A 19,710-nucleotide genomic window follows, 5' to 3' on the forward strand; every position below is an offset into this window, starting at 1 on the left:
CCGGCCTTGGCGAACACCGNCTTGCCCAATGCGTTCGCGCCCGCGGTCACGGCGGGGGCGTCCGTGACGAACAGGGAGACGCTCTTGTAGCCCTTGTCCTTGGCGGTCTGCGCCATGACGCCGAGCGTCGCCGGGAAGCCACCGGTCCAGGAGAAGGCGCCGTCGGTGACGAACTCGGTGCCGCTGGCCGCCACGCCCGTCGTGTAGGGGATCCTGGCGCCGGTGATGACCGGGACCATCGAGTCGGCGAAGGCCGTGGTGCCGATGTTCACGGCGGTGACCTTCTGTTCGACCATCTCGTTGGCGCAGGTGCGGGCGGAGGCCGCGTCCTCCTGCGACTTGCAGACGACGAGCTGGATGGGCCGCCCGCCGATGCCGCCGAGGTAGTCGTTGGCGTAGGCGGTGGCCGCCTGGGCGCCCTCGCGGACCTCGGGCAGGGACACCGCGCTGCCGCCCTCCGCGGTGATGAAACCGATCTTCACCGGCGCACCCGCCGCCTTCGTGCCCGGGGGGAGCGTCGCGGTCGACCCGGCCGCCGGGGTCGCGCCCCCGGCGCCTCCGCCGCCCCCGCTGCCTCCGTCGCTGCCGCACGCGGCCGGTAACAGGCCCAGGCCGACGGCCAGGAGCGCCGCTCCCACCCGTGCCCGGCGCGGACGCCTCCCCCACATACCTGTGCTGCCCACAGCCCCTCCATCTCGTCCACTCGGCCCGTCGGAAGGGCTCGGCGGCGAGAGCCGGGTATGTTACCCAGCTCACATGGTGAGCTATGTTATCCAGGTGATAGATCCGGTCAAGGGGGTCGGCCGTCGACGGATCACCCGGCAGGGGCGCCGTCCTCCAGGTAGACGGGCAGGAGCGAGGCTGCCAGGCACGCGGCGATCCGACGGGACAGGCGCGCCGCCGCCCGCTCGGCGACCTCGGCGGGAGTGCAGTACCGGGCCGAGCGGATCTCCGCGGCCTGCAGGACGAGCGCGTCCACCGGGATCGGCGGACCGTCCACGGCGAACAGGAACCGCAGCGCGTCCGCCCGGCGCGGGGTGGCGGCGAGGTGGTCGACGCAGATCAGCCGCCCGACCGGCAGGTCGAGCCCGAGCTCCTCGCCCAGCTCGCGCTGCGCGGTCTGCCGCGGGGACTCGCCGGGCTCGGCGATCCCGCCGGGGACCTCCCAGTTCGGCTTGTACGTCGGCTCCACCAGCAGCACCCGCCCGGCGTCGTCGAGCAGCAGACAGCCGGCCGCCACCGCCTTCCTCGACCGGGCCACGTAGTCGTCGAGCAACGCCGTCATGGCCGGCACGCTACCGCTCGTTGATCGGGTCTCCGGCCCGAACGCCGCACCTGACGTGCCGGAAAGTCGCCGGCAGTCCTGCCCGAGCGGCGTGCGACGGCCTTTTCCGGTGGCTCTTTCGGGTTACCGCCTTCGGGTTACCGCCGCGCCGGCGTCGCCCGGCGGGTGGAACGGCCCGGGGAGGTGGAACGGCCCGGGGAGGTGGAACGGCCCGGGGAGGTAGCCGGCACAGTTCCGATCCGGATGCCGGTGGTGTGCGTCCGGTCCCGCAGCGGGCGGCCGGGCTGCTCGCAGGACTCGTTCCCGGTGTGGGCCTCCCCGGTGCGGGCCTCCCCGGTGTGCGGCTCCCCGGTATGCGTCCGTTCCCAGGCTCCGCTGCCCGCGCGTGGCCTGTGGCCGGCCCTCGGGTCGAGGACCCCGCCCCGGTCGAGGACCCCGCCCCGGTCGAGCACGATGAGCGCGTCGGCCTGGGCCACCAGGCGCGTGTCATGGGTGATCACCAGGACGGTCCGGCGGGCGGCGAGCCGGCGCAGGGAGTGCACCACGAGCCCGGCGACGTCGTCGTCGAGCCCCGCGGTCGGCTCGTCGAGGATGAGGACGGGCGAGTCGCGCAGCAGTGCCCGCGCGATCGCGACCCGTCGCCGCTGCCCCCCGGACAGTCGTCGGCCGCTCTGACCGAGCGGCGTCTCGTAGCCGTCGGGCAGCCGGAGCGCGAAGCCGTGCACCCCGGCGGCGCGCGCGGCCGCGACGACCCGGTCGGGGTCGGCGTCCGGGATGCTCCAGGTGAGGTTCTGCCACAGCGTGCCGTCGACGAGCTGGCTGTCCTGGGCCACCACCGTCACCGCCCGGCGCAGCGACGCCAGGGTGATGTCACGCAGGTCCTGCCCGTCGAGCAGCACGCGCCCCGCCGACGGGTCGTGCAGCCNCACCATGAGTTTCGTCAACGTCGACTTCCCCACGCCGCTGGGGCCGGTGAGCACGGACAGCTCGCCGGGACGCAGAGTGAACGAGACGTCGTCGAGGGTCGGGCGGGTCNCCTCCGGGTAGGCCAGGCTGACCCGTTCGAAGCGGAGGTGCCCGCGCACCCGCTGCAGCGGCCGGGCGTCAGGGTGATCCTCGACCTCCGCGGGATGGTCGAGCAGCTCGATGATCCGCTCGCCGGAGCTCACCGCGGTGCCGACCGACACGACGAGTTCGCCGAGCTCCTGCACCGGGCCGTACAGGTAGCCGAGGAAGCCGGCGAAGNACAGCAGGCCACCGACGGTCAGCCGGCCCGCGGAGATCTCCCAGGTGCCCATGTACAGCACGGCCAGCACGAAGACCGTCTCCAGCAGCGTGGCCAGCACGGCGTTCGCCGTCGCCATCCGGTAGGCGACCAGCCGGGCCTCGAACCAGGCCATGCCGTGCTGGCGCAGCCGCCGCCGTTCGTGCTTCGCCATCCCGTGCGTCTGGATGAGGGAGTTGGCGGTGATGTTCTCCTCGACCACGGCGGCGATGCGGCCCTCGGCGGCCCGCTCCTCCTGCGCGACCTCGTGCACCCGGCCCGCGAGCCGGCGGGTGAGCAGCCAGTACAACGGTGCCGCGGCGCAGGCCAGCAGCGCCAGGTCCCAGCGCAGTACGAAGGNGGCCGCGGTGAAGCACACCGCGCCGCAGGCGGCCGTGGTCGCTCCCACCAGCCCGCTGGCGGCGAGCTCGTCGACGGCGTCGACGTCCGAACCGAACCGGGTCATCAGATCACCGGCCGGCCGCTCGGCGAAGAAGGCCGGTGACATGGTGTGCAGGCGGTCGAGCATCAGCTCGCGCAGCCGGGTCAGCAGCCGGCCCGACGCCTTCGCCTGCAGGCAGTGGCCCACGTAGGAGCAGGCGCCGCCGGCGACGGCGACGGCGAGCCACAGGACCGCCGGCATGAGGAAGGCCTGCGGCGAGGCCNGGACGAGCGCGGAGTCGGTGAGCCGGCCGAACAGCCAGACTGTCACGGTCTCGCCGGCCGTGCTGGCCAGGACCAGTGCCGTCGCCGCGAGGAGCAGGCCGCGCTCGGGTCGGACAAGCGGGAGCAGCCGCCGCAGCACCCGGCGGGCCGCAGCGGTTCCGCTTTCGTCCGCGGCCGCGCCGGCCGCGGTACGCGCCGCGTGTCGCGCGGACATCTGTGCCGCCCTTCCCGGCGGACCCGGGGTGCGGCGACCATGGTCGCCGCACCCCGAGCTGTCACCGCTGAATCGCTCTTACCGCTGAATCGTTCTTACCCGTGGAACGGCTTCTTCGGCAGCGGAGGAGGCAGCGGCTTCTTGTGCTTCTTCGGCTTCGGCGGCGGCGGAAGAATCTTCTTGAGTGGCATTGTCGAATTCCCTTCTGATTTGTCGACGGTATTGCCGACCGGAATCCACGATAGTGCGCCGNAGGGGATTTCTCCTGTGGATTGCCTGGGTGTTCCTGTGGCTTCGCTGTGATGGTGGAAATCACAGCGATGATTTTCGAGAGGATTTCNATCCGGTGTTCATGGAGGGCCCCTGTTTGCGCTGGGTGGGATTTCTGATGCCGAGTGTCGCGAGATCCGCACGGTGTGCGGTCGATTGGTTTCGGATCGTGAGAGGGGTGGCGGTGGCGATCGGCGGTGGCGATCGGCGGCGAAGGATCGGCGCAGGCGGCGGCGAAGGTCGGAAAGCCTGCGCGGCGGCGCCGGGGGGACGGGACCCGAGGGGGGTGGCCCGAACCGGGGATGGGGAGGGAGCGGACGGAGTCCGGGCGGGCCGGCATGAGACGGGCGGCGAGGGTCGGTTGCTGGTAGGTCTGTCAGGACAAGTCCGGNGCGGCCGGCGGAGACCGGCGTCCGTGGGCCGCGTGCCCACGAGTTCCGGTGAAGGCAGGACCTGCGGACGCAGGCAACCCATGAAGGCTCGACCCGTGGAACGGAGACACCGATGAGCCCGCAGTTCCGGACGCTGAAGTTCGAGCGTGACGGCGGAGTGGCCCGGATCACCCTGGACCGCCCCGACGCCGCGAACGGCGTCAATCAGGAGATGGCCGCGGAGCTGGCGCGGGCGGCGGCCGTCTGCGACGGCGACCCGTCGGTCCGGGCCGTGCTGCTGACCGCGACCGGCCGTTTCTTCACCGCCGGCGGCGACGTGAAGGAGATGGCGGACCACGGCGACCGCATCGGCGTGGAAATCAAGAAGCTCGCCGACGACCTGCACCGGGCCGTGTCGATCTTCACGCGGATGAACGCGCCGCTGATCGTCGCCGTCAACGGCGTCGCCGCGGGTGCGGGGGTCAGCATCGTGGCCGCCGGCGACCTGGTCCTCGCGGCCGACTCCGCCACCTTCACCATGGCCTACACCAACGTGGGGCTCAGCCCGGACGGCAGTTCCTCCTACGCGCTGCCCCGGTTGATGGGGTTGCGCCGCACGCAGGAGTTCATGTTCCTCAACCGCCGGCTGTCCGCCGCCGAGGCGCTCGAATGGGGGCTGGTCACCCGGGTCGTGCCGGCCGAGGAGCTCGCCGGTGAGGCGACGGCGCTGGCGCAGCGGATCGCGGCGGGTCCGGCCGACTCACACGGGGCCATCAAGCGCCTGCTGGTGCAGACGTTCGCCAACGGCCTGGAGACGCAGATGGAGCTGGAGGCGCGCGAGATCGCGCGCAGCGCGGTCGGCGACGGCCGGGAGGGCATCACGGCCTTCGTCGAGAAGCGCGCCCCGAAGTTCACCTGACCGCAGCGTCGCCGCGGCCGTCCGGCCCATACAGCTCCGCGCACGTCCTGATATGACTTCTCCACCCGAAATCACCGCCGGTGGGCGGTCGGATGCGAGGAGCGCACCTTGGAGAGCCTGCGGCGGTGCGCCGGAGAGCAGGTCGAAGCGTCCGGTCGCACCCGTGGGCAACGGCGACGCCGGCTGCGGCGGATCGCGGCCGCCGCCGGCCTGGCCGGTCTCGTCCTCGGCGCCTGCTCCAACGGTGCCGGCCTCGGCGAGGCTCCCGATACGACCGGCGCTGGAGCCAGCGCCGACGCCGGGGACGGGTCGTGGCACGGCGCCACAGAGGTCGCCGGGCGGTGGCGCAGCGGCATCCGCGCGGTGGAGTCGCCGCTCGCCGCCGACGACTCCGTCGTCTTCCACGCGCTGACAGCGGCGGGCGACTTCGAGATGGTGAGCCTCGATCCAGGCTCGGGCCGGCNGCGGTGGACGGCCCCGGCAAGCCCGTCGCGGGTGCCGCCGGGGGTGGGGCTGCGCACCATGACGCTGTCCGGCGGCAGGGTCGTCGTCTGGATGGAACCCGGGCAACCGGTCTCGGCCGGCACGGTGACGGCGGGCGGCGTGTCCGTGGTCGCCGCGGAGGCCAGATCCGGCCGCCGACTGTGGTCCTATGGCGACGGGCGCCTCGAGCTGCCGTCCGCGCCGGAGATCTGCGGGGAAGGTGACGTCTGCGTGCCAGCCGGCAACGGGTCGGGTCCGATCATCCTGGACGGTCGCACCGGTGCGCCACGCAACTCCACGGCGGAACCCGCGAACCTCGCGGGCCCCGGCCAGATCCAGCGCCCGCTCCACCATCCCGATCCGGCGACCCCGACCAGGCCCACGATCATGACGGCCTCGATCGTGACGGCGTCCACCGTGACGGCGTCCACCGTCGAGGTCGAGACCGCGCCGAACCCGAGATACTTCCGCTCCATCGGCGCCGGGCTCTACGACAACGGACGGGACCTGATCGCCTACACCGAGGCCGGGGCCGAGCGTTGGCGGCGGCCCTACGCGACCCTGTTCCGAGGCCTGAACGTGAGCCCCGGCTACGGTTGGAANGTCGGCCTGAGCAACGACCTCTACGTCGTGTCGCTGGGTTACGTCCCGTCGCCCGAGCAGCTCGCTGCGGACCGGTCCGGCGCCCCGCTGACCCGGGACGCAGNCAGGCTGTGGGCAACCGCCGCCTTCGACGCGCAGACCGGCGAGACACTGTGGGTCGCGCCGACGGCCACGACGTACTGCGGCGGCCTGGACACCGACATCCGCAATCCGATCCGGTGCACGTACGCAGGCACCGTTCGGTACGGCGCGCAGGATTCCTCGGTCGAGGGCGTGCAGGTCACGGTGGAGGGATTCGGGGTCGAGAGCGGGCGGACGACCTGGCGGTGGGTGGCCGGGGCGGTTCCGGGCCTCGTCTTCGGCACCGCGACGGGCTCGCCGGACATCCTGCGGGTCGACGACACCCGCTACGCCGTCCGGACCCCGCAGCGGACGATTCTGCTCGACGTCGCGAACGGCCCGCTGGACGACCCGCCCCCGGCATCCGGGTGGTGTTTCACGGGCGCCCTGGCGAAGCCCGGCTTCACCATCAAGGGAACCGGCGATGCCCAGTACAAGGACGAGCGCTGGTATCCGTGCGCCGGGGGCGGAGCAGTCGATGTTCCCAGCACGACCCCGCGGTTCGCCGGCGCGCTCGTCGGCAACATGTACGCCTGGCGTGACGCCGACGGCCAGGTCCGCGGCGGCCACGTGGGCTGACTGTCGTCGGCGTCCCGTGAATCCCCGGGCCGACGAGGTCTACTCCCAGCGGTCGACCGGCCAGNCGACTCGGGTGAGGGGGTGCCGGGGGCGGCATACCGTTTACCTGCGCGCGGGTTCTACTGGAGGATGCCACTGTGACTGACTTCGGGCTGGTTCGGCCGCCTGTCCTGGCGGGGGCCGCCCTGCTGCGGGACGAGCCTCTGCGGCAGGACACCGGGCGGCAGAAGGAGGCCTGGGCGACGGCCCGGGTCGTCCTCGTCGACGAGGAGGGCCGCAGCCCCGTGCGGTGGGGGCCGCCGGTCGACGGGTCCGGCGCCGACGCGGTGCCCGGCGTCGACGACGCGGGCGCCAACCCCAGGCTGTGGATGCCGCCGGCGACCGAGGTCGCTGGTTCCCCGCCGCCGGACGCGCTGCTGCTCGGCGAGGCCGACGGGGTCGCGTACTGGGCGGTGCGCGGCGGCGCGGAGCAGACCGCGGCCGGCGACGAGGTCCGGTGGCTCAACCTGTTCTCGGTCGGCNCCGAGCTCGGCGAACGCGACGCTGCGCTGCTGGCCGCGGGGGTTGCCCTGCTGAACTGGCACGGCCGGGCCCAGTTCTGCGCCCATGACGGTTCGCCGACCCGGCTGGCCAACGCCGGCTGGGCGCGCGTCTGCGAGGCGCAGCACCACGAGGAGTACCCGCGGACGGACCCGGCGGTGATCTGCCTGGTGCACGACGGCGCGGATCGGATGCTGCTCGGCCGCCATCGGGCCTGGCCGGCGGGCCGCTTCTCGGTGCTCGCCGGCTTCGTCGAGGCGGGCGAGTCGCTGGAGGCGTGCGTGGCGCGCGAGATCGGCGAGGAGGTGGGGCTCGACGTCACCGACATCCGCTACCTCGGCAGCCAGGCCTGGCCGTTCCCGCGGTCCCTGATGCTCGGCTTCCACGCGGTGGCCGATCCCGCCCAGCCGCTGCGCCTGGACGAGACGGAGATCAGTGAGGCGCTGTGGGTGACCCGCGACGAGGTGCGCGAGGCCCTGGCCCGCGGCGACGGCTGGGCCACCGCGGACGATTCACCCGCGACCGCCACCCCGCCGATCCGCCTGCCCGGCCGGATGTCCATCGCCCGCACCATGATCGACTCCTGGTCTGCCGCCGGCTGACCGATCCGGCAGCCCCGCAACCACGATGCGGTCCATCGGGTTGCGGCCGGCCACCGCGGTCAGCGCATCATGGCGGTCGGCGCATCATGGCTTGCGCGCGATGCCGCCGTAGACGCTGACCTGCGCGTCGGTGAGGTCCTCGGTGGTGGGGTCGGGGCGCCAGCGGTGGACGACCTGGACGCCCGGGTCGATGAGCTCCAGGCCGTCGAAGAAGCGCTCCACCTCGGCGCGGTGGCGCAGGCGCATCGTGACGCCGCGGCTGCGGTAGGTCTCCGCGGCCGGTTCGAACGTCGGGTCGTGGTCGCCGGTCGCGTTCGTCAGTGCGAGGTAACTACCGGACGGGAGTGCGTCGACGAGCCGGCGGACGATGCCGTACGGGTCGTCCGCGTCGTCGATGAAGTGGAAGATCGCGATGAGGGAGAGCGCGACCGGCTTCGTCAGGTCGAGGGTGCCGCGCAGCTCGGGGGAGGCGAGGATGCGCTCGGGGTCGCGGATGTCGGCGTCGAGGTAGGCGGTGCGGCCCTGCGCGGTGCTGGTCAGCAGCGCCCGGGCGTGGGCGAGGACGATCGGGTCGTTGTCGGCGTAGACGACGCGGGTGTCCGGCGCGATGCCCTGCGCGACCTCGTGCAGGTTCGGCGAGGTGGGGATGCCGGTGCCGATGTCGAGGAACTGGCGGACGCCGACCTCACCGACGAGGTGGCGCACGGCCCGGATCAGGAACGCGCGGTTCTGCCGGGCGGCGTTGCGGGTGTTCGGGAACGCGGCGATGGCCTGCTCGGCGGNCTCCCGGTCGGCGGGGAAGTTGTCCTTCCCGCCGAGGTAGTAGTCGTACATCCGGGCCGGATGGGGAACCCCGGTGTTCAGGTCCGCCGGCTGGACGTCCGCCGCCACCGGCGTGAACCAGCCCGTCCCGGTCGTGCCCGCCCCGGCCTCGCTCATCGCCGTCGACCCCCTACGTTTCGGCGCGATCGTCCCGAATCACCTTAGACGGGAGGGGACGCCGGAGGGACCGGCGGTCCGCGTGCACCGCCCGCCGCCGCGTCCGGACCGGCGCCGTCCGGTGCCGGCGGTGGACGGCCCGCCGATGGGCGCGGCGGCGAGCCGGCGGGTCAGGTATAGGTCAGTAAGTCAGGTAGTCGATAGGTCAGGTAGTCGACTCGGCGGTTGGGATGCCGCCGGCGCGACCGACCGATCGTGACCGAAGGAGCCGCATGACCGAGCCCGCCGCCATCACCGGAGCCGACCTGGGCGCCGCCGAGCAGGCCGTCCGCTACGAGCTGGCGACGTTGCACTTCGGCCTGGCCGACGGCGGGCGGGCCGCCGAGGGGGTGCTGCCCTGGGTGGAGGGCGAGGGCGCGCGGGGTCGCCTGCTCGGCTGCTGGCAGACCGAGCACGGCCCACTCGGCCGGCTGTTCGTCCTGCGGTCGTTCGACGATGACGGCGAGCTCGCGGCCGAGCGAACCCGAGCCCGCCTGTCCGCCGCCCCGTTCGGCGCCGGGCCCGGCAGCGTCGTCACCGACCTCTCCCTGGCGAGCTTCGCGCCGTTCCCGTTCGTCCCCCCGGTCCGACCCGGCGAGTTCGGCAGGGTCTACGAGATCCGCGACTACCACCTGCGCCCCGGCGGCCTGTCGCCGACCATCGAGGCCTGGCGCGGGGCGTTGCCCGCCCGCCACGTCATCGACCCGCTGACCGTCGCCATGTACGCGCTCGACGGCCCGACGCGCATCATCCACATCTGGCCGTTCGGCGGCCTGGACGAGCGGGTCGAGATCCGCCGCGACCTCGCCGCCCGCGGCATCTGGCCCCCGGCCGGCGCCCCGGAACAGATCCTCGACGCCCAGTCGATCATGGCCTGGCCGACCGCCTTCTCCCCGCTGCACTGATTCCGCCCCACCTGGGTCGGGGCAGGGTCGGACCTCGCGCGGTCGGGTCACCGCGGGAATGTGCCGCCGTGGGCGGTGAGTACCTCGTCCATCACCCGCTCCTCGTGCACGATCGCCCGGGTGTCGTCGAACGCCGTCGCGAGATCGGGATCCCACGGGGTGGGTGGGGCCGGGGCCGAGTCGCGGGGGAGGTCGACGTTTTCGGCGCGGGCCGCGGCGAGGGCCGCGGTGTAGTCGGCGGCCGACATGTGGAACGGTGTGCAGCCGGCCGCCCGGGCCCGCGCCGTCATCGCCAGGCCGGCGGCGTCGAAGTCGCCGTGGTAGCGCAGCTGTGCGCCGCTCGCCCGCAGCCGCGCGATCGCCTCCGACGGGGCGGTCGCCGGGTTGCCGCCCGTGCACAGCACCGCCGCGGGCAGCCGGCGGCGGGCCGCGGCCTCGACCAGGCGTGGGTTCTCGACCACGAGCACGGGCGTGCCCGCGACGACGGCGATCGGCGCCGCGCGCAGCGCCAGCACGGTCAGGTGCACAGGCAGCCCGGCGGCGGTCATCGCGCGGGCGGCCAAGGCCGCGGCCGAGTCGCCGAGTAGCGGCAGTGCCCAGGTCAGGACCGGCGCGGAGACGAGGTCGAGCGGGATGCCGGCGCGCTCCCAGGCGGCCCGCTCGCCCGCCGGGCCGTCCCGGGCCACCAGGGCCCGAGTGACCAGGGCGGTCAGCCGGGTGGAGCTGTCCAGCGCGTGGGCGTCGCCGCATTCCCTGGCGGCGATCTCCCCACGGCTCAGCCCCGAGCCGGTGTGCGCGAGCACCGCCGCCACCGTGCGGACCAGGGCCGCGACCTCGTCCGGCGCGCGGCCGGCGAACAACCCGTCGGACCAGGCCGCGTCCCGCCAGCCGGTCGCCCAGCCGGTCGCCGAACCGGTATCCCGGTCCGGCCGCGGGAGGGCCGCGAGATGGGTCTCGACCGCCATGTCGAGGGCGGCCCGGCGTCGCCGGGACTCCTCGCGCCGTACCAGCGCCGCCTCGTGGCGCCCTCGCGGCGCGTAGCCAAGGGCGGTGAGCGCCTCGACGAGCCCGGTCCCGGTCAGCCGTTCGACCGCGGCGGCCACGTCGGTGAGCGGCAGCGCCCGGCGTCCCGCGGGCACGGGCCGTTCCACCATGACCCCGAGGCGGCGGCGTCCCTCGGCCGGCAGAGCGGGCAGCGCGAGCCGGCCGCGCCAGTCCAGGCCGTTGCGGTCCAGCGCCGCCGCGACGGACTGCCACAGCGGGCGCAGCGCCGGATCGGCCAGGAACGGGTGCGCGTCGGAGGTCTGGGCGCCGGTCTCGGCATTGCCNGGAACCGTCGGTGGCCTCACAGCANCATTGCCTGCTCGGGCTCGTCCGCCGGCGGCTCGCTTCGAGGTTCGCTGACCGTGACGCGCGCGGCGAACCGCGCGGCGGCGGGACGGGGGCACAACCGGCCGTCGGGCTCCCACCGGACCAGCCCCATCGAGGCGAGCAGCGCCACGGCCTCGTCGCGCAGCCGCGCCGGCTCGGCCACGGCGTCCTTGCGCCAGTACCGGCCGTAACGTTCGAGCAGATCGTCGAGCTCGTCGTCGACGTCGTCCGTGGTGGCGCCGCCGCGGTGGCGGGCGACGAGCGCCTCGACGAGCAGCAGCGCCGCGTGCGCCGTCGTCCCGCCCGCGGGGAACACCACGTCGCTGCATCCCCCGTCGATATCGATGGCGGCGACCCCTTCGGCCCGGGCCTCGACGAGCAGACCGAACATCTCCTCGCAGTAGCGGGCCTCCTCGCCGAAGCGGCGGCGCAGCTCCGCCCAGTCCTCGGGCGCCACGTCGTCGGCGTACAACACCGGGTCCTCCACCAGCCGCCGGCGCAGCGCCGCCCGACCGCGCCCCTCGCCCCCGGCCCGTTCCAGCAGGTCGGCGGCCGATCGTGCCCCCACCAGCGCCGGCGCGGGCAGCATCGCCAACCGGTCGTTGCGGATCTCCAGCAGGGCGTCCGCACCCTCGTCCGTCTCGTAGCCGCTGACCGACCGGTCCAGCTCACGCACCACGCCGTGCTCGATGAGGAACCGCAACGCGGTGACGAGGGCCCGCCGTTCCCCCGCGGCACCGTCCAGGGTGATCTCCGCGTCGGCCGCCGCGGATCGCACCTGCAGCACGAGGTCGCGCAGGCTGATCCGGTCGGGGCCCGCCGCCGTCGCGGCCAGGACCAGGGCGAGCACGACGTACTGGCGGGTGGTGAACGGATGGTCGGTGTGGGTGCGCAGCGGCCGGTCGGGCGGAACGTAGCCGGACTTGACCAGCCGCGCCGTGTCGGCGCCGACGACGAGCCGGTAGCCCAGCCGCTGGGTGAACCAGCGGTCGAGCACGTCGGCATGCCGGCGGATCAGGACGAACAGCGACCGGTCGGCCTCGNCCGGGCGCCAGGGCCGGGCGAGCAGCGCCCGTGCGGCGGCCGTCAGCTCGCCGGGCCGCTGCGGATCGTCGCGCGTCATCACGCCTCCCGCAGCGGGAGCAGGGTCAGGGCCAGGTCGTGCACCGTCAGGGTGCCCACCGGGGTGCGTAGCGTGGTCGGCTGCCCCGGTCGACGTTCGACGACGCAGCGCAACCCGTCGGCCTCGGACTCGCCCTTCGACCGNCTCGGCCCCATCGCCGCGACGGCCGGTCCCAGCAGGCGTTGCAGGCGGGCCAGCGCCGCCTCGGACAGCGGGGTGCCGTCGCCGAGGGCGCCGTCGGGGCCGGCGGCGGCCAGCAGCTCCTGGCGCGCCGCGGCCTCCCGCTCCTGCGCCGCCCGGCGTCGGGCCAGCAGGTGCGCCCGTTCCCGCGAACGGTCGAGGATCTGCCCGGAGCGGCCCCGGTTGGTGGTGTCGCCGCGCTGGCGCAGGCTGACCGGCACCCGCGCCACCGGTGCGTTCCACCACGACGTGGCGGACGGGACGGGATCGGTCTCGTCGCCGGCCGCCGCGGCGAGGTGCCGGGCGCCGAACAGGCCGAAGGCGGCCGCCGCGAGCCGGTGCGACTCCTGCGGGCTGTCGCGGCCGGCCTGCTCGAACCAGGCGGCGAGGCGCAGGTAGTCGGCCCGCCGGGAGGTGCCGCCGACGCCGGAGCGGGACAGCCGGGTGAGATTCTGGGTCAGGGTGCGCACCGCGTTCACCGCATCGTGGCCGAGGGTCGCGACCCGGCTCGGAGTGCCCGGCCGTCCGAGGAACCAGGCGGTGAGGTTCTCCCAGTCCGCCGCGCTGCTGCCATGCTCGGCGCGAACCCGCACCCCGGTCAGCCCCGCCTCGGCGACCCGCGCGGCCAGGCCGTCCCGGGCCCGGGCCACCAGCACACCCACGTCCGGGGCCAGCACCGCGAGCAGCGCGGCGATTGGCCGGGCCCGGCGTTCCAGCGCCTCCAGCCGCTCGCCGACATAGCCGACGAGCACCTCGGAGAAGAACGCGAACTCGGTCTCGTCGAGGTCGAACCGCGACTGCCACTGGTTGATCGCGGCGAAGAACTGGGTGATCTCGGCGGAGAAGGCGCGGTGCGGGTCGAAGACGGCCCGCACGTGGTCGGCGAGCACCGCCGGGTCGGCACGTTCGAGGTCAAGCCGCAGCAACGCGTCCAGCGCGGCGGCGAGCGCGTCGAGCCGGCCGAGGGAGACGTCGCGGACGTCGTCGACCTGGGCGAGTACGCCCTCGACGAGTTCGTGCACCTCCTGCCCGATCCGGGTGATGAGATACCGGTTGCGGCGCCGGTAGTAGTCGGCGACGGTGCCGACCGTGCCGACCGACGCCGACACGTCGAGGTTGCCCCACTCGCGCAGCTTCTCCAGCCGACCGGTGACCGTCTCGATCGGGAGGATCACGCCCGCCTCGGCGAGCCGGGCGGTGATGTCGTCCGGGGTGAGCTCGGCGAAGAAGGTTCCCGCGAAGATTCCGAGGATCACCCGGTAGTCCGGGCTCTCGGTCACGTAGGCGAACACCGAGGCGTGCACCTCGCCTCGGCTCGCGCCCGTGGTACTGCTCGACCCGGCGGTCCCGGCGTCGCTCATCGGGACGCGACCGCCAGCTCGGTGCGCGCCCGGCCGTCCCAGTGGTAGTGGACCAGCGCGATCGTGCGCAGGTCCGGGTCGCGCAGCACCTCGATGATCGACAGTTCGGGTACGTCCNCGTGGGTGCCGAACAATCGCTCGCTCGTCACGACGAAGTCGAGATCCAGGCTCACCAGCAGGCCGAACAACCGAGCGTGGTTGTCCTCCGACACCTTCGCGAAGGCATCGTCGAGCAGGATCAGTCGCGGCGCGCCGACGCCGTGGGGATCGTGGGCGGCCGCCGACGCGGAGGCCGCCGCCGCCATCGGCAGGTAGGTGACGAGCTTCTTCTCTCCCTCCGACAGCCGGGTCCGCCGGCCGAGCAGCTCGTCGGCGCGCCCCGGCCGGCACAGGTAGATCCGCAGTTCGTACCAGTTCCGGTAATCGAGCACCACGCCGATGACGTCTCGGTAGGACGCCTCGGGACGCTCGGCGCGGGCCTCGTCGACGAGGCCGGCGACCGCGGCGCGCACGGCGGCGTCCTCCTCGGCGGTGCGCGCGTCCGGGTCCTTGGCCAGCAGCCGCAGCGCGGTGGCGGTGGCCGGGTCGAGATCGCCGCGGGTTCGCCAGTCGAGCCGGACGCCGATGCCCTGGCTGGTCGTCACCGCTGTGAGGACCGCGTTCATCCGGTCGATCAGCTCCCGCGCGTCGAACAGCGCGCGGGCGACCTCCTGGGCGACCCGGCCGTGCAGCAGGTTGCGCAGCGCCTGATCCTGCTGGGCGGTGAGCAGCCCGCGGGCGCGGCGCAGGTCGGCCGCGACCTGGATGGTGGCGTCGGGCAGCACGCGGCGGCCGTAGGGGCCGGACACCTCCACGGCCAGCGGCGCGCCGTCCGCGCCGCGGCGGGACTCGGCGTCCCAGCCGGCGCCCAGGCCGTCCCGGATGGCGCGCAGCGAGCGGTGCAGTGCGTCCTCGTTGACGTCGCGCTCCGGCTCCGGCACGCGTTCGCGCAGCCAGGAGACCAGCCGGGACGTCCCCTCGATGGTGTCCGGCGTGGACGGCGGTCGCACCTGCCCGTCCTGTGCAGCCTGTTCGTCCTGGTCTGCCGGTCCGCTGTGGTCCTCGGCGTCGCTGTGGTTCTCGGTGCCGCTCGGACGTTCCCGGGCGGACGCCGCGAGCAGGCCGTCGACCGTGGCCACGGCGAGCAGCTCCGTCCGCTGGTCGCGGCATGCCCGCTCGGCCCGGTCCGCGGCGTCCGCGGCGCTGTCCGCCCTCTCCCGCGCCGACACCGACAGGCCGAACGCCTCGGTGTGGGCGCGGCGGGCGGCAGCCAGCTCACCGTCGATCCGGCCACACCTGGCCTCCAGCTGGATGATCTGCTCGGCAACCCGGCGCGGTTCCTCACCGAGCGCCGCGCGGGCCGCGGCCAGCTCCTCGGTGGCCGTCTCGGCGGCCAGCCCCGTCTCGGCGGCCTCCTCGGCGGCCCTGGTCAGGGTGTCGGACTCCGCGACAAAGGCCGCGACGGCCGCCGCCCAGTCGTCGAGGGAACGCCTGGCAGCCTCCACTCGCCCCGGCATCCGGTCCAGCTCCGCCTGGGCGTCGGTGACCGCGGCTGCGGCGCTGGTCAGTGCGTCGTCGTCGAGGGGGAGCCGGGCGGCCGCCGCGCCGGTCTGGGCCCGTGCCCAGGTCTGCTCGGCCGCGCGTTCGGCGCTGACCGCAGCCTCGCGCGCCTCGGCGGCCCGGCCGGCGGCGCGCCGGGCGTCACCGGTGGCGCCGAGGGCGGCCGCCGCCGCGTCGTCGACCGGCGCGGTGGACGGCACGGTGCGGGCGTGGGTGCGCAGCGCCTCGGCGTGCCGCCGCAGCGTGCCGTGCGTCTCCCGCTGGACGTCGCGGCGCCGCTCGGCGACGTCCAGCGCCGCGGCGAGCTCGGCGATCCGGCGCTGCCGGGCCGCGGCCCGCGCGCCCGCGCCGACATGCTCGGCACCGGTCTTGGCGTGCCGGCCGCGCAGCGGTCCCGCGGCGAAGGCGCCGTCGACGTCCACCCACAGCGCGGTCCCGGCCGCGGCGCCCAGCCCGACATGCTCGAGGACGCGGCGCACGGCGTCCGCGCCGACCGCCGCCCCGACCGGCAACGCCGGGACGAGCGCGGCGGCGAGGTTCGGCGCCACCGCGGGTCCCGGGACGACGAGCAGCTCGCCCGTCGCCGCCAACACGCTGCCGTCGTCGAGCACCCGTGCCGTCAGCAGCCCGACCGCCTCGCACGCCGCCTCCAGACCGGCCCGGGCGGCGTCGTCGAGACCGGGGGCAAAGTCGACGAGCGAGGCGAACAGGGCGGCGTCCGCCGGTTCCGCGGCGCGCCAACCACCCCGCGGCAGCGGTAGCTCGGCGGCGGCCCGCACCGCGGCCAGCTCCGCGGCCAGCCCAGTGGCCTCGAACGTGGCCGCCTCGACGCGGACCCCCGCCGCCGCCACGGCCGCGGCCAGCGCCTCCGTGGCATCGGCGGCAAGGGCGGCCGCGGCGTCGACGCGGGCGCGGGCGACGGCCCGCAGCTCGTCGCCGCCGGGGTCAGGCGCGGGTGGCACGGGCAGCCAGCCCGCGGGGCCGGCCGGCTCGGCCGGCGGCACCGCCCGCAGCAGCTCGGCGAAGCGCCCGGCCCAGTCCAGCACGGCGGCGCGATGGCGCTCTCCGGCCGTCGCGGCCTCGTCACGGGCCTTCGCCGCGTGCTCGCGCGCCCGGTCGGCGTCGACGCCAGCCGTCTCGGCGACGCCGTTCGCCGTCGCGGCCGCGCTGTCGGCCCTTTCCGCGCCCCGTAGCAGGTCGCTCACCTCGCGCACGTCCTGGCGGCGTCGACGCAGCGCGTCTGCGGCGGACCGCAGGGAGAGTTCGGCCAGCGGGTCGACGCCCGACCGCGGTCCCTCCACCCCACCGGCGTGGGGCTCGACCCGCAGCACCGGTGGGTCCGGCAGGCGCAGCGGGACGGCCGCGGGCAGAGCCCGCCGAGCGACCTCGGCCAACCCGAGTCGGATCCGGTCCAGATCGCCATCGACGCGGGCCCGCCGGGCGGTCACCGTCGTCGCGGCCACGCCGACGCGACGCTGGGCGTCCGTTCGCTGCGCCGCCATCCGCGTCGCCTGCGTGCGCAGGTCCGCCACGTGCTGCTCGCGGGCGAGCAGGGCCTGGTGGTCGCGGTAGGCGGCGGAGTTGCGCAGCCCGGTCAGGCGCGCCTGCGTCGTGGACTGCTCCTTCACCAGTGCGTCGACCTGGGCACCGAGCCGGCGCTCGGTCTCGACCGCCGTCTCGGCAGCGGTGCGTAGCCGCCCCCGCTGCTGGGCCGCCGAGCGGGCCGCGCTGACCACGGTCACCGCCTGCGTCGCCGCGGCGAGCAGCACCCGGCGACCGTAGTGCCGGTAGGTGTCGAGCAGGCTGCCCAGGGCGCGGTCGGTCTGCTCCAGCGCGGTGACGTTGCGCCGGTGGTCCTCGAGGTCCTCCAGCGGCTGGGCGGCGTCGGCGATGGCGTCCTGGGGCACCGGCGGGAGCGCCTCCCGCAGGCGTTGCGGCAGGTCGGCGTCGATGCGGTCACCGACCCGTGGGTTGCGGATCTGGTGGAGCAGCGCGAGGTAGCCGGCCGGGTTCGCGCCACCGAACAGCCGCCGGGACACCTCGTCCTGGTAGTCCGCGGCCCTGGCGAACACGGCCTCCGCCCCGAGTTCCGCGCGCAGCGCATCGATGGTGAGGGGGGTCCGGTCGGCGGTGAGGGAGAAGTCGATCCGGGCACGTCGGGGGGTGGAGAACCACCAGGAGGTGACCCGGTCGGTGCTGCGGTTCGCCCGGATGCCGCAGCCGAAGCAGTGGTAGCGCACCCCGCCGGGGACCTCGTCGTCCGGCCGGGCGAACTCGATCCACAGGTAACCGGTGCGCTGCGTTTCCTCGGTGTCGGCGAGCATCCACGAACGCAGGACGCCGGTCTGCTCCCCGGCAGCATCGATCCGGCGAGTGTCGGCCTCCAGCAGGAACGGCAGCAACATGTTCATCGCTGTCGACTTGCCGGAACCGTTGACCCCCCGCAGCAGCAGGCGCCCGCCCGCGAAGTGCAGCGTCTCATCGCCGTACTGGTAGACGTTGAGGATTCCCGCCCGCGACGGCCGCCACCGCGCGGCGGCGACCGGTGCCTGAGTCGGGCCCGGGGCCAAGGTCAACAGGCTCCTCTTCTCTCAACGGGTCCGTGTCCGGCGTGCCCTACCTACCGATTGTTACACGTCGCGGACAGTCGTCATCCCCTGTGACGGAGCCTTCTCTGCGCTGCGCCGACTCTCGGTCGCGGGCCCGCGGGCTAGGCCAGGTGGCCCCAGCCGTCGTGGTAGGTGATGTCCTCGACCGGGGGCCAGACAGCGGGGTGGAAGGTGTCGGTGGTCGTGTAGGCGACGGCCAGCATCGAGATCTGGGTGACGTCGGCGNGAATGCCGAGAATGCCGGCAACCTCCTGCTCGCGGCCGATCAGGTGGTAGCCGACCATGGTGCTGCCGAGGCCGCGGGCGCGCAGGGCGAGCTGGAAGCTCCAGATCGCCGGGTAGACCGAGCCGTAGAAGGCGGACAGTTCCCCGTTGTCGCCGGCGGGGCGGCCCTGCATGCACGGCACGACCAGCACCGGGACGCGGTGCAGCGTGTCGAGCAGGTGCTTCCCGGAGGCGAGCGTCCGGGCGTCGACCAGGTGCCCGTACTTCGCCTGGGATTCGCGGCCCACCTCGCGGATCGGCGCTGCGATCTTCTCGCGCAGAGCCTGGTCGCGAACCACGATCCAGCGCAGGTTCGAGCGCAGCATGCCGGCGGCCGGGGCCTGCTGGGCGATACGCAGGCAGTCGGTGAGGACCTCGGGTTCCACCGGCCGGTCCAGATCGAGCTTGCGGCGGACCGAACGGGTGGTGGTGAGCAGGGTCTCGGCGTCCACGGGATCCTCCACTGAAGCCAGCGTTGAAGCCGGCACTGGACCAACACTTATGCCGTAAGCTTACAAGGTAAGTATCGTAATATCACGCCCGCCGACCCCTGCTCTGCCCAGCTGTTTTCGGAGGCGATCCGTGCCGCGTCAGACCCTGAGCCNGCGGACGGTTCTCGACGCCGGGCTGCGGCTCGCCGACGAGCGTGGCCTGGCCGGTCTGACGATGCGCCGGCTCGCGGCCGAGCTCGGGGTGGAGGCGATGTCGCTGTACAACCACGTCGCGAACAAGCGTGACCTGCTCGACGGCATCGCGGCGCGCGTGTACGAGTCGATCCCGTTGCCCGATCCCGCACTCGCCTGGGACGAACGGCTGCGGTTGNTGGGCAACAGCGCGTTCGCGGCGTTCGCGGCCCATCCGGTCGTGGCCCGAGCGGTGGTCGCGGGCCAGGCCGACCCGCGTTCGGTCCGCGCGCTGCGCGTCGTCGACGAGTTCTTCGGGGCGCTTCTCGACGCCGGGCTCGACGGGTCGAGCGCCGTACGCCGCTACCGGTCGCTGGTCGGGCTGCTGTTCGGCGCGGTCCTGGTCCAGACGGCGAGCCCGGCCGGAGCGCAGACGCACCAGGCCGACCTGCTCGACGACTGGTCGCGCACGGCGGCGCGCAGCGAGGAGCTACCGCACCTGCGGCTCATCCTGCCCGTCATGGCCGCCGACGAATGCCGGCCGGACTTCGGCCCCGAGCTCGACCTCTTCATCGACGGCCTGCGCCCCGCGCGCCCGGGCGTCCCCGCCTCTGCCCCCGCCTCTGCCTCTGCCCCCGCCTCTGCCTCCGCGCCCAGGCTCTGACGCGGCCTGCCGCCGTCGACCGATGCCCCTGGACGACCCTTAGCGTAAGGCTTACGCTAATCGCCTCCACTCCCCGGACGACGATGGGATGACGCCATGTACGGATCGGTAATGACG

The 19,710-nt window shown here is 74.3% G+C and carries 10 protein-coding genes and 16 pseudogenes; 7 read left to right on the top strand and 19 right to left on the bottom strand.

What is annotated here, in order from left to right; all coding sequences use genetic code 11:
- Positions 1-20 precede the first annotated feature (20 nt).
- The 8 genes and pseudogenes from FF86_RS50645 to FF86_RS50670 all read right to left on the bottom strand — a co-directional run.
- A pseudogene (locus FF86_RS50645) lies at positions 21-668 on the bottom strand (ABC transporter substrate-binding protein); the annotation flags it as partial.
- A gap of 146 nt (positions 669-814) precedes the next feature.
- Complete coding sequence (locus FF86_RS17015) at positions 815-1,285, bottom strand: NUDIX hydrolase (protein WP_044885748.1); 471 nt, start codon at positions 1,283-1,285, stop codon at positions 815-817.
- Between the two features lie 137 nt (positions 1,286-1,422).
- Positions 1,423-2,210, bottom strand: a 788-nt coding sequence (locus tag FF86_RS50650; protein ID WP_242418926.1) for an ATP-binding cassette domain-containing protein, incomplete at its 5' end; no start/stop codon positions are given.
- A gap of 1 nt (position 2,211) precedes the next feature.
- A pseudogene (locus tag FF86_RS62620) lies at positions 2,212-2,320 on the bottom strand (ATP-binding cassette domain-containing protein); the annotation flags it as partial.
- Between the two features lies 1 nt (position 2,321).
- Positions 2,322-2,530, bottom strand: a pseudogene (locus tag FF86_RS62625) (ABC transporter ATP-binding protein); the annotation flags it as partial.
- Position 2,531: 1 nt separating this feature from the next.
- Positions 2,532-2,909: pseudogene (locus tag FF86_RS50660) on the bottom strand (ABC transporter transmembrane domain-containing protein); the annotation flags it as partial.
- A 1-nt stretch (position 2,910) separates the two neighbouring features.
- A pseudogene (locus tag FF86_RS50665) lies at positions 2,911-3,214 on the bottom strand (ABC transporter transmembrane domain-containing protein); the annotation flags it as partial.
- A gap of 1 nt (position 3,215) precedes the next feature.
- Positions 3,216-3,429, bottom strand: a pseudogene (locus FF86_RS50670) (ABC transporter ATP-binding protein); the annotation flags it as partial.
- A gap of 39 nt (positions 3,430-3,468) precedes the next feature.
- Between FF86_RS50670 and FF86_RS34830 the strand changes: the two are divergent.
- The 4 genes and pseudogenes from FF86_RS34830 to nudC all read left to right on the top strand — a co-directional run.
- On the top strand, positions 3,469-3,681 hold a 213-nt coding region (locus tag FF86_RS34830; RefSeq protein WP_206778969.1), incomplete at its 3' end, for a hypothetical protein.
- A gap of 522 nt (positions 3,682-4,203) precedes the next feature.
- Positions 4,204-4,989 carry an enoyl-CoA hydratase/isomerase family protein gene (locus tag FF86_RS17025; protein WP_044885714.1) on the top strand — a complete coding sequence of 262 codons (786 nt, stop codon included), beginning with the start codon at positions 4,204-4,206 and terminating at the stop codon, positions 4,987-4,989.
- Positions 4,990-6,911: 1,922 nt separating this feature from the next.
- Positions 6,912-7,295 (top strand): annotated as a pseudogene (locus tag FF86_RS50675) (NAD(+) diphosphatase); the annotation flags it as partial.
- A 1-nt stretch (position 7,296) separates the two neighbouring features.
- Positions 7,297-7,916 (top strand): annotated as a pseudogene (nudC, locus tag FF86_RS50680) (NAD(+) diphosphatase); the annotation flags it as partial.
- An 84-nt stretch (positions 7,917-8,000) separates the two neighbouring features.
- Here nudC and FF86_RS17040 read toward each other — a convergent pair.
- On the bottom strand, positions 8,001-8,698 hold a 698-nt coding region (locus tag FF86_RS17040; protein ID WP_242418927.1), incomplete at its 5' end, for an SAM-dependent methyltransferase.
- A 1-nt stretch (position 8,699) separates the two neighbouring features.
- A pseudogene (locus tag FF86_RS50685) lies at positions 8,700-8,855 on the bottom strand (SAM-dependent methyltransferase); the annotation flags it as partial.
- A gap of 272 nt (positions 8,856-9,127) precedes the next feature.
- Between FF86_RS50685 and FF86_RS17045 the strand changes: the two are divergent.
- Complete coding sequence (locus tag FF86_RS17045; protein ID WP_052681139.1) at positions 9,128-9,799, top strand: NIPSNAP family protein; 672 nt, start codon at positions 9,128-9,130, stop codon at positions 9,797-9,799.
- A gap of 47 nt (positions 9,800-9,846) precedes the next feature.
- Here the strand turns inward: FF86_RS17045 and FF86_RS17050 are convergent, their stop codons facing one another.
- From FF86_RS17050 to FF86_RS17070, 9 genes and pseudogenes are all read right to left on the bottom strand, one after another.
- A complete protein-coding gene (locus FF86_RS17050; protein ID WP_044885750.1) occupies positions 9,847-11,082 on the bottom strand; it encodes a DUF2399 domain-containing protein in 1,236 nt (411 codons plus the stop codon).
- Positions 11,083-11,153: 71 nt separating this feature from the next.
- Positions 11,154-12,213: pseudogene (locus FF86_RS17055) on the bottom strand (TIGR02678 family protein); the annotation flags it as partial.
- Position 12,214: 1 nt separating this feature from the next.
- Positions 12,215-12,293: pseudogene (locus FF86_RS62630) on the bottom strand (hypothetical protein); the annotation flags it as partial.
- Positions 12,293-12,436, bottom strand: a 144-nt coding sequence (locus FF86_RS50690; protein WP_242418931.1) for a hypothetical protein, incomplete at its 5' end; no start/stop codon positions are given. The pseudogene FF86_RS62630 and the gene FF86_RS50690, both read right to left, overlap by 1 nt.
- Before the next feature lies 1 nt (position 12,437).
- Positions 12,438-13,834: pseudogene (locus FF86_RS17060) on the bottom strand (TIGR02677 family protein); the annotation flags it as partial.
- Positions 13,831-13,951, bottom strand: a 121-nt coding sequence (locus FF86_RS66775) for a hypothetical protein (protein WP_396229918.1), incomplete at its 5' end; no start/stop codon positions are given. The pseudogene FF86_RS17060 and the gene FF86_RS66775, both read right to left, overlap by 4 nt.
- A 1-nt stretch (position 13,952) precedes the next feature.
- A pseudogene (locus FF86_RS66780) lies at positions 13,953-18,009 on the bottom strand (TIGR02680 family protein); the annotation flags it as partial.
- Positions 18,010-18,143: 134 nt separating this feature from the next.
- A pseudogene (locus FF86_RS62635) lies at positions 18,144-18,267 on the bottom strand (nitroreductase); the annotation flags it as partial.
- Position 18,268: 1 nt separating this feature from the next.
- Positions 18,269-18,758, bottom strand: a pseudogene (locus FF86_RS17070) (nitroreductase family protein); the annotation flags it as partial.
- Positions 18,759-18,933: 175 nt separating this feature from the next.
- Between FF86_RS17070 and FF86_RS50695 the strand changes: the two are divergent.
- Together FF86_RS50695 and FF86_RS50700 are read left to right on the top strand one after the other, a co-directional pair.
- Positions 18,934-19,128 (top strand): TetR family transcriptional regulator (locus FF86_RS50695; protein WP_255355826.1); only part of this gene is annotated, 195 nt, incomplete at its 3' end.
- Position 19,129: 1 nt separating this feature from the next.
- Positions 19,130-19,593 (top strand): annotated as a pseudogene (locus FF86_RS50700) (TetR/AcrR family transcriptional regulator C-terminal domain-containing protein); the annotation flags it as partial.
- Positions 19,594-19,710: the final 117 nt, after the last annotated feature.

It is taken from the genome of Frankia sp. CpI1-P (assembly GCF_001421075.1).
GTDB lineage: Bacteria > Actinomycetota > Actinomycetes > Frankiales > Frankiaceae > Frankia > Frankia torreyi.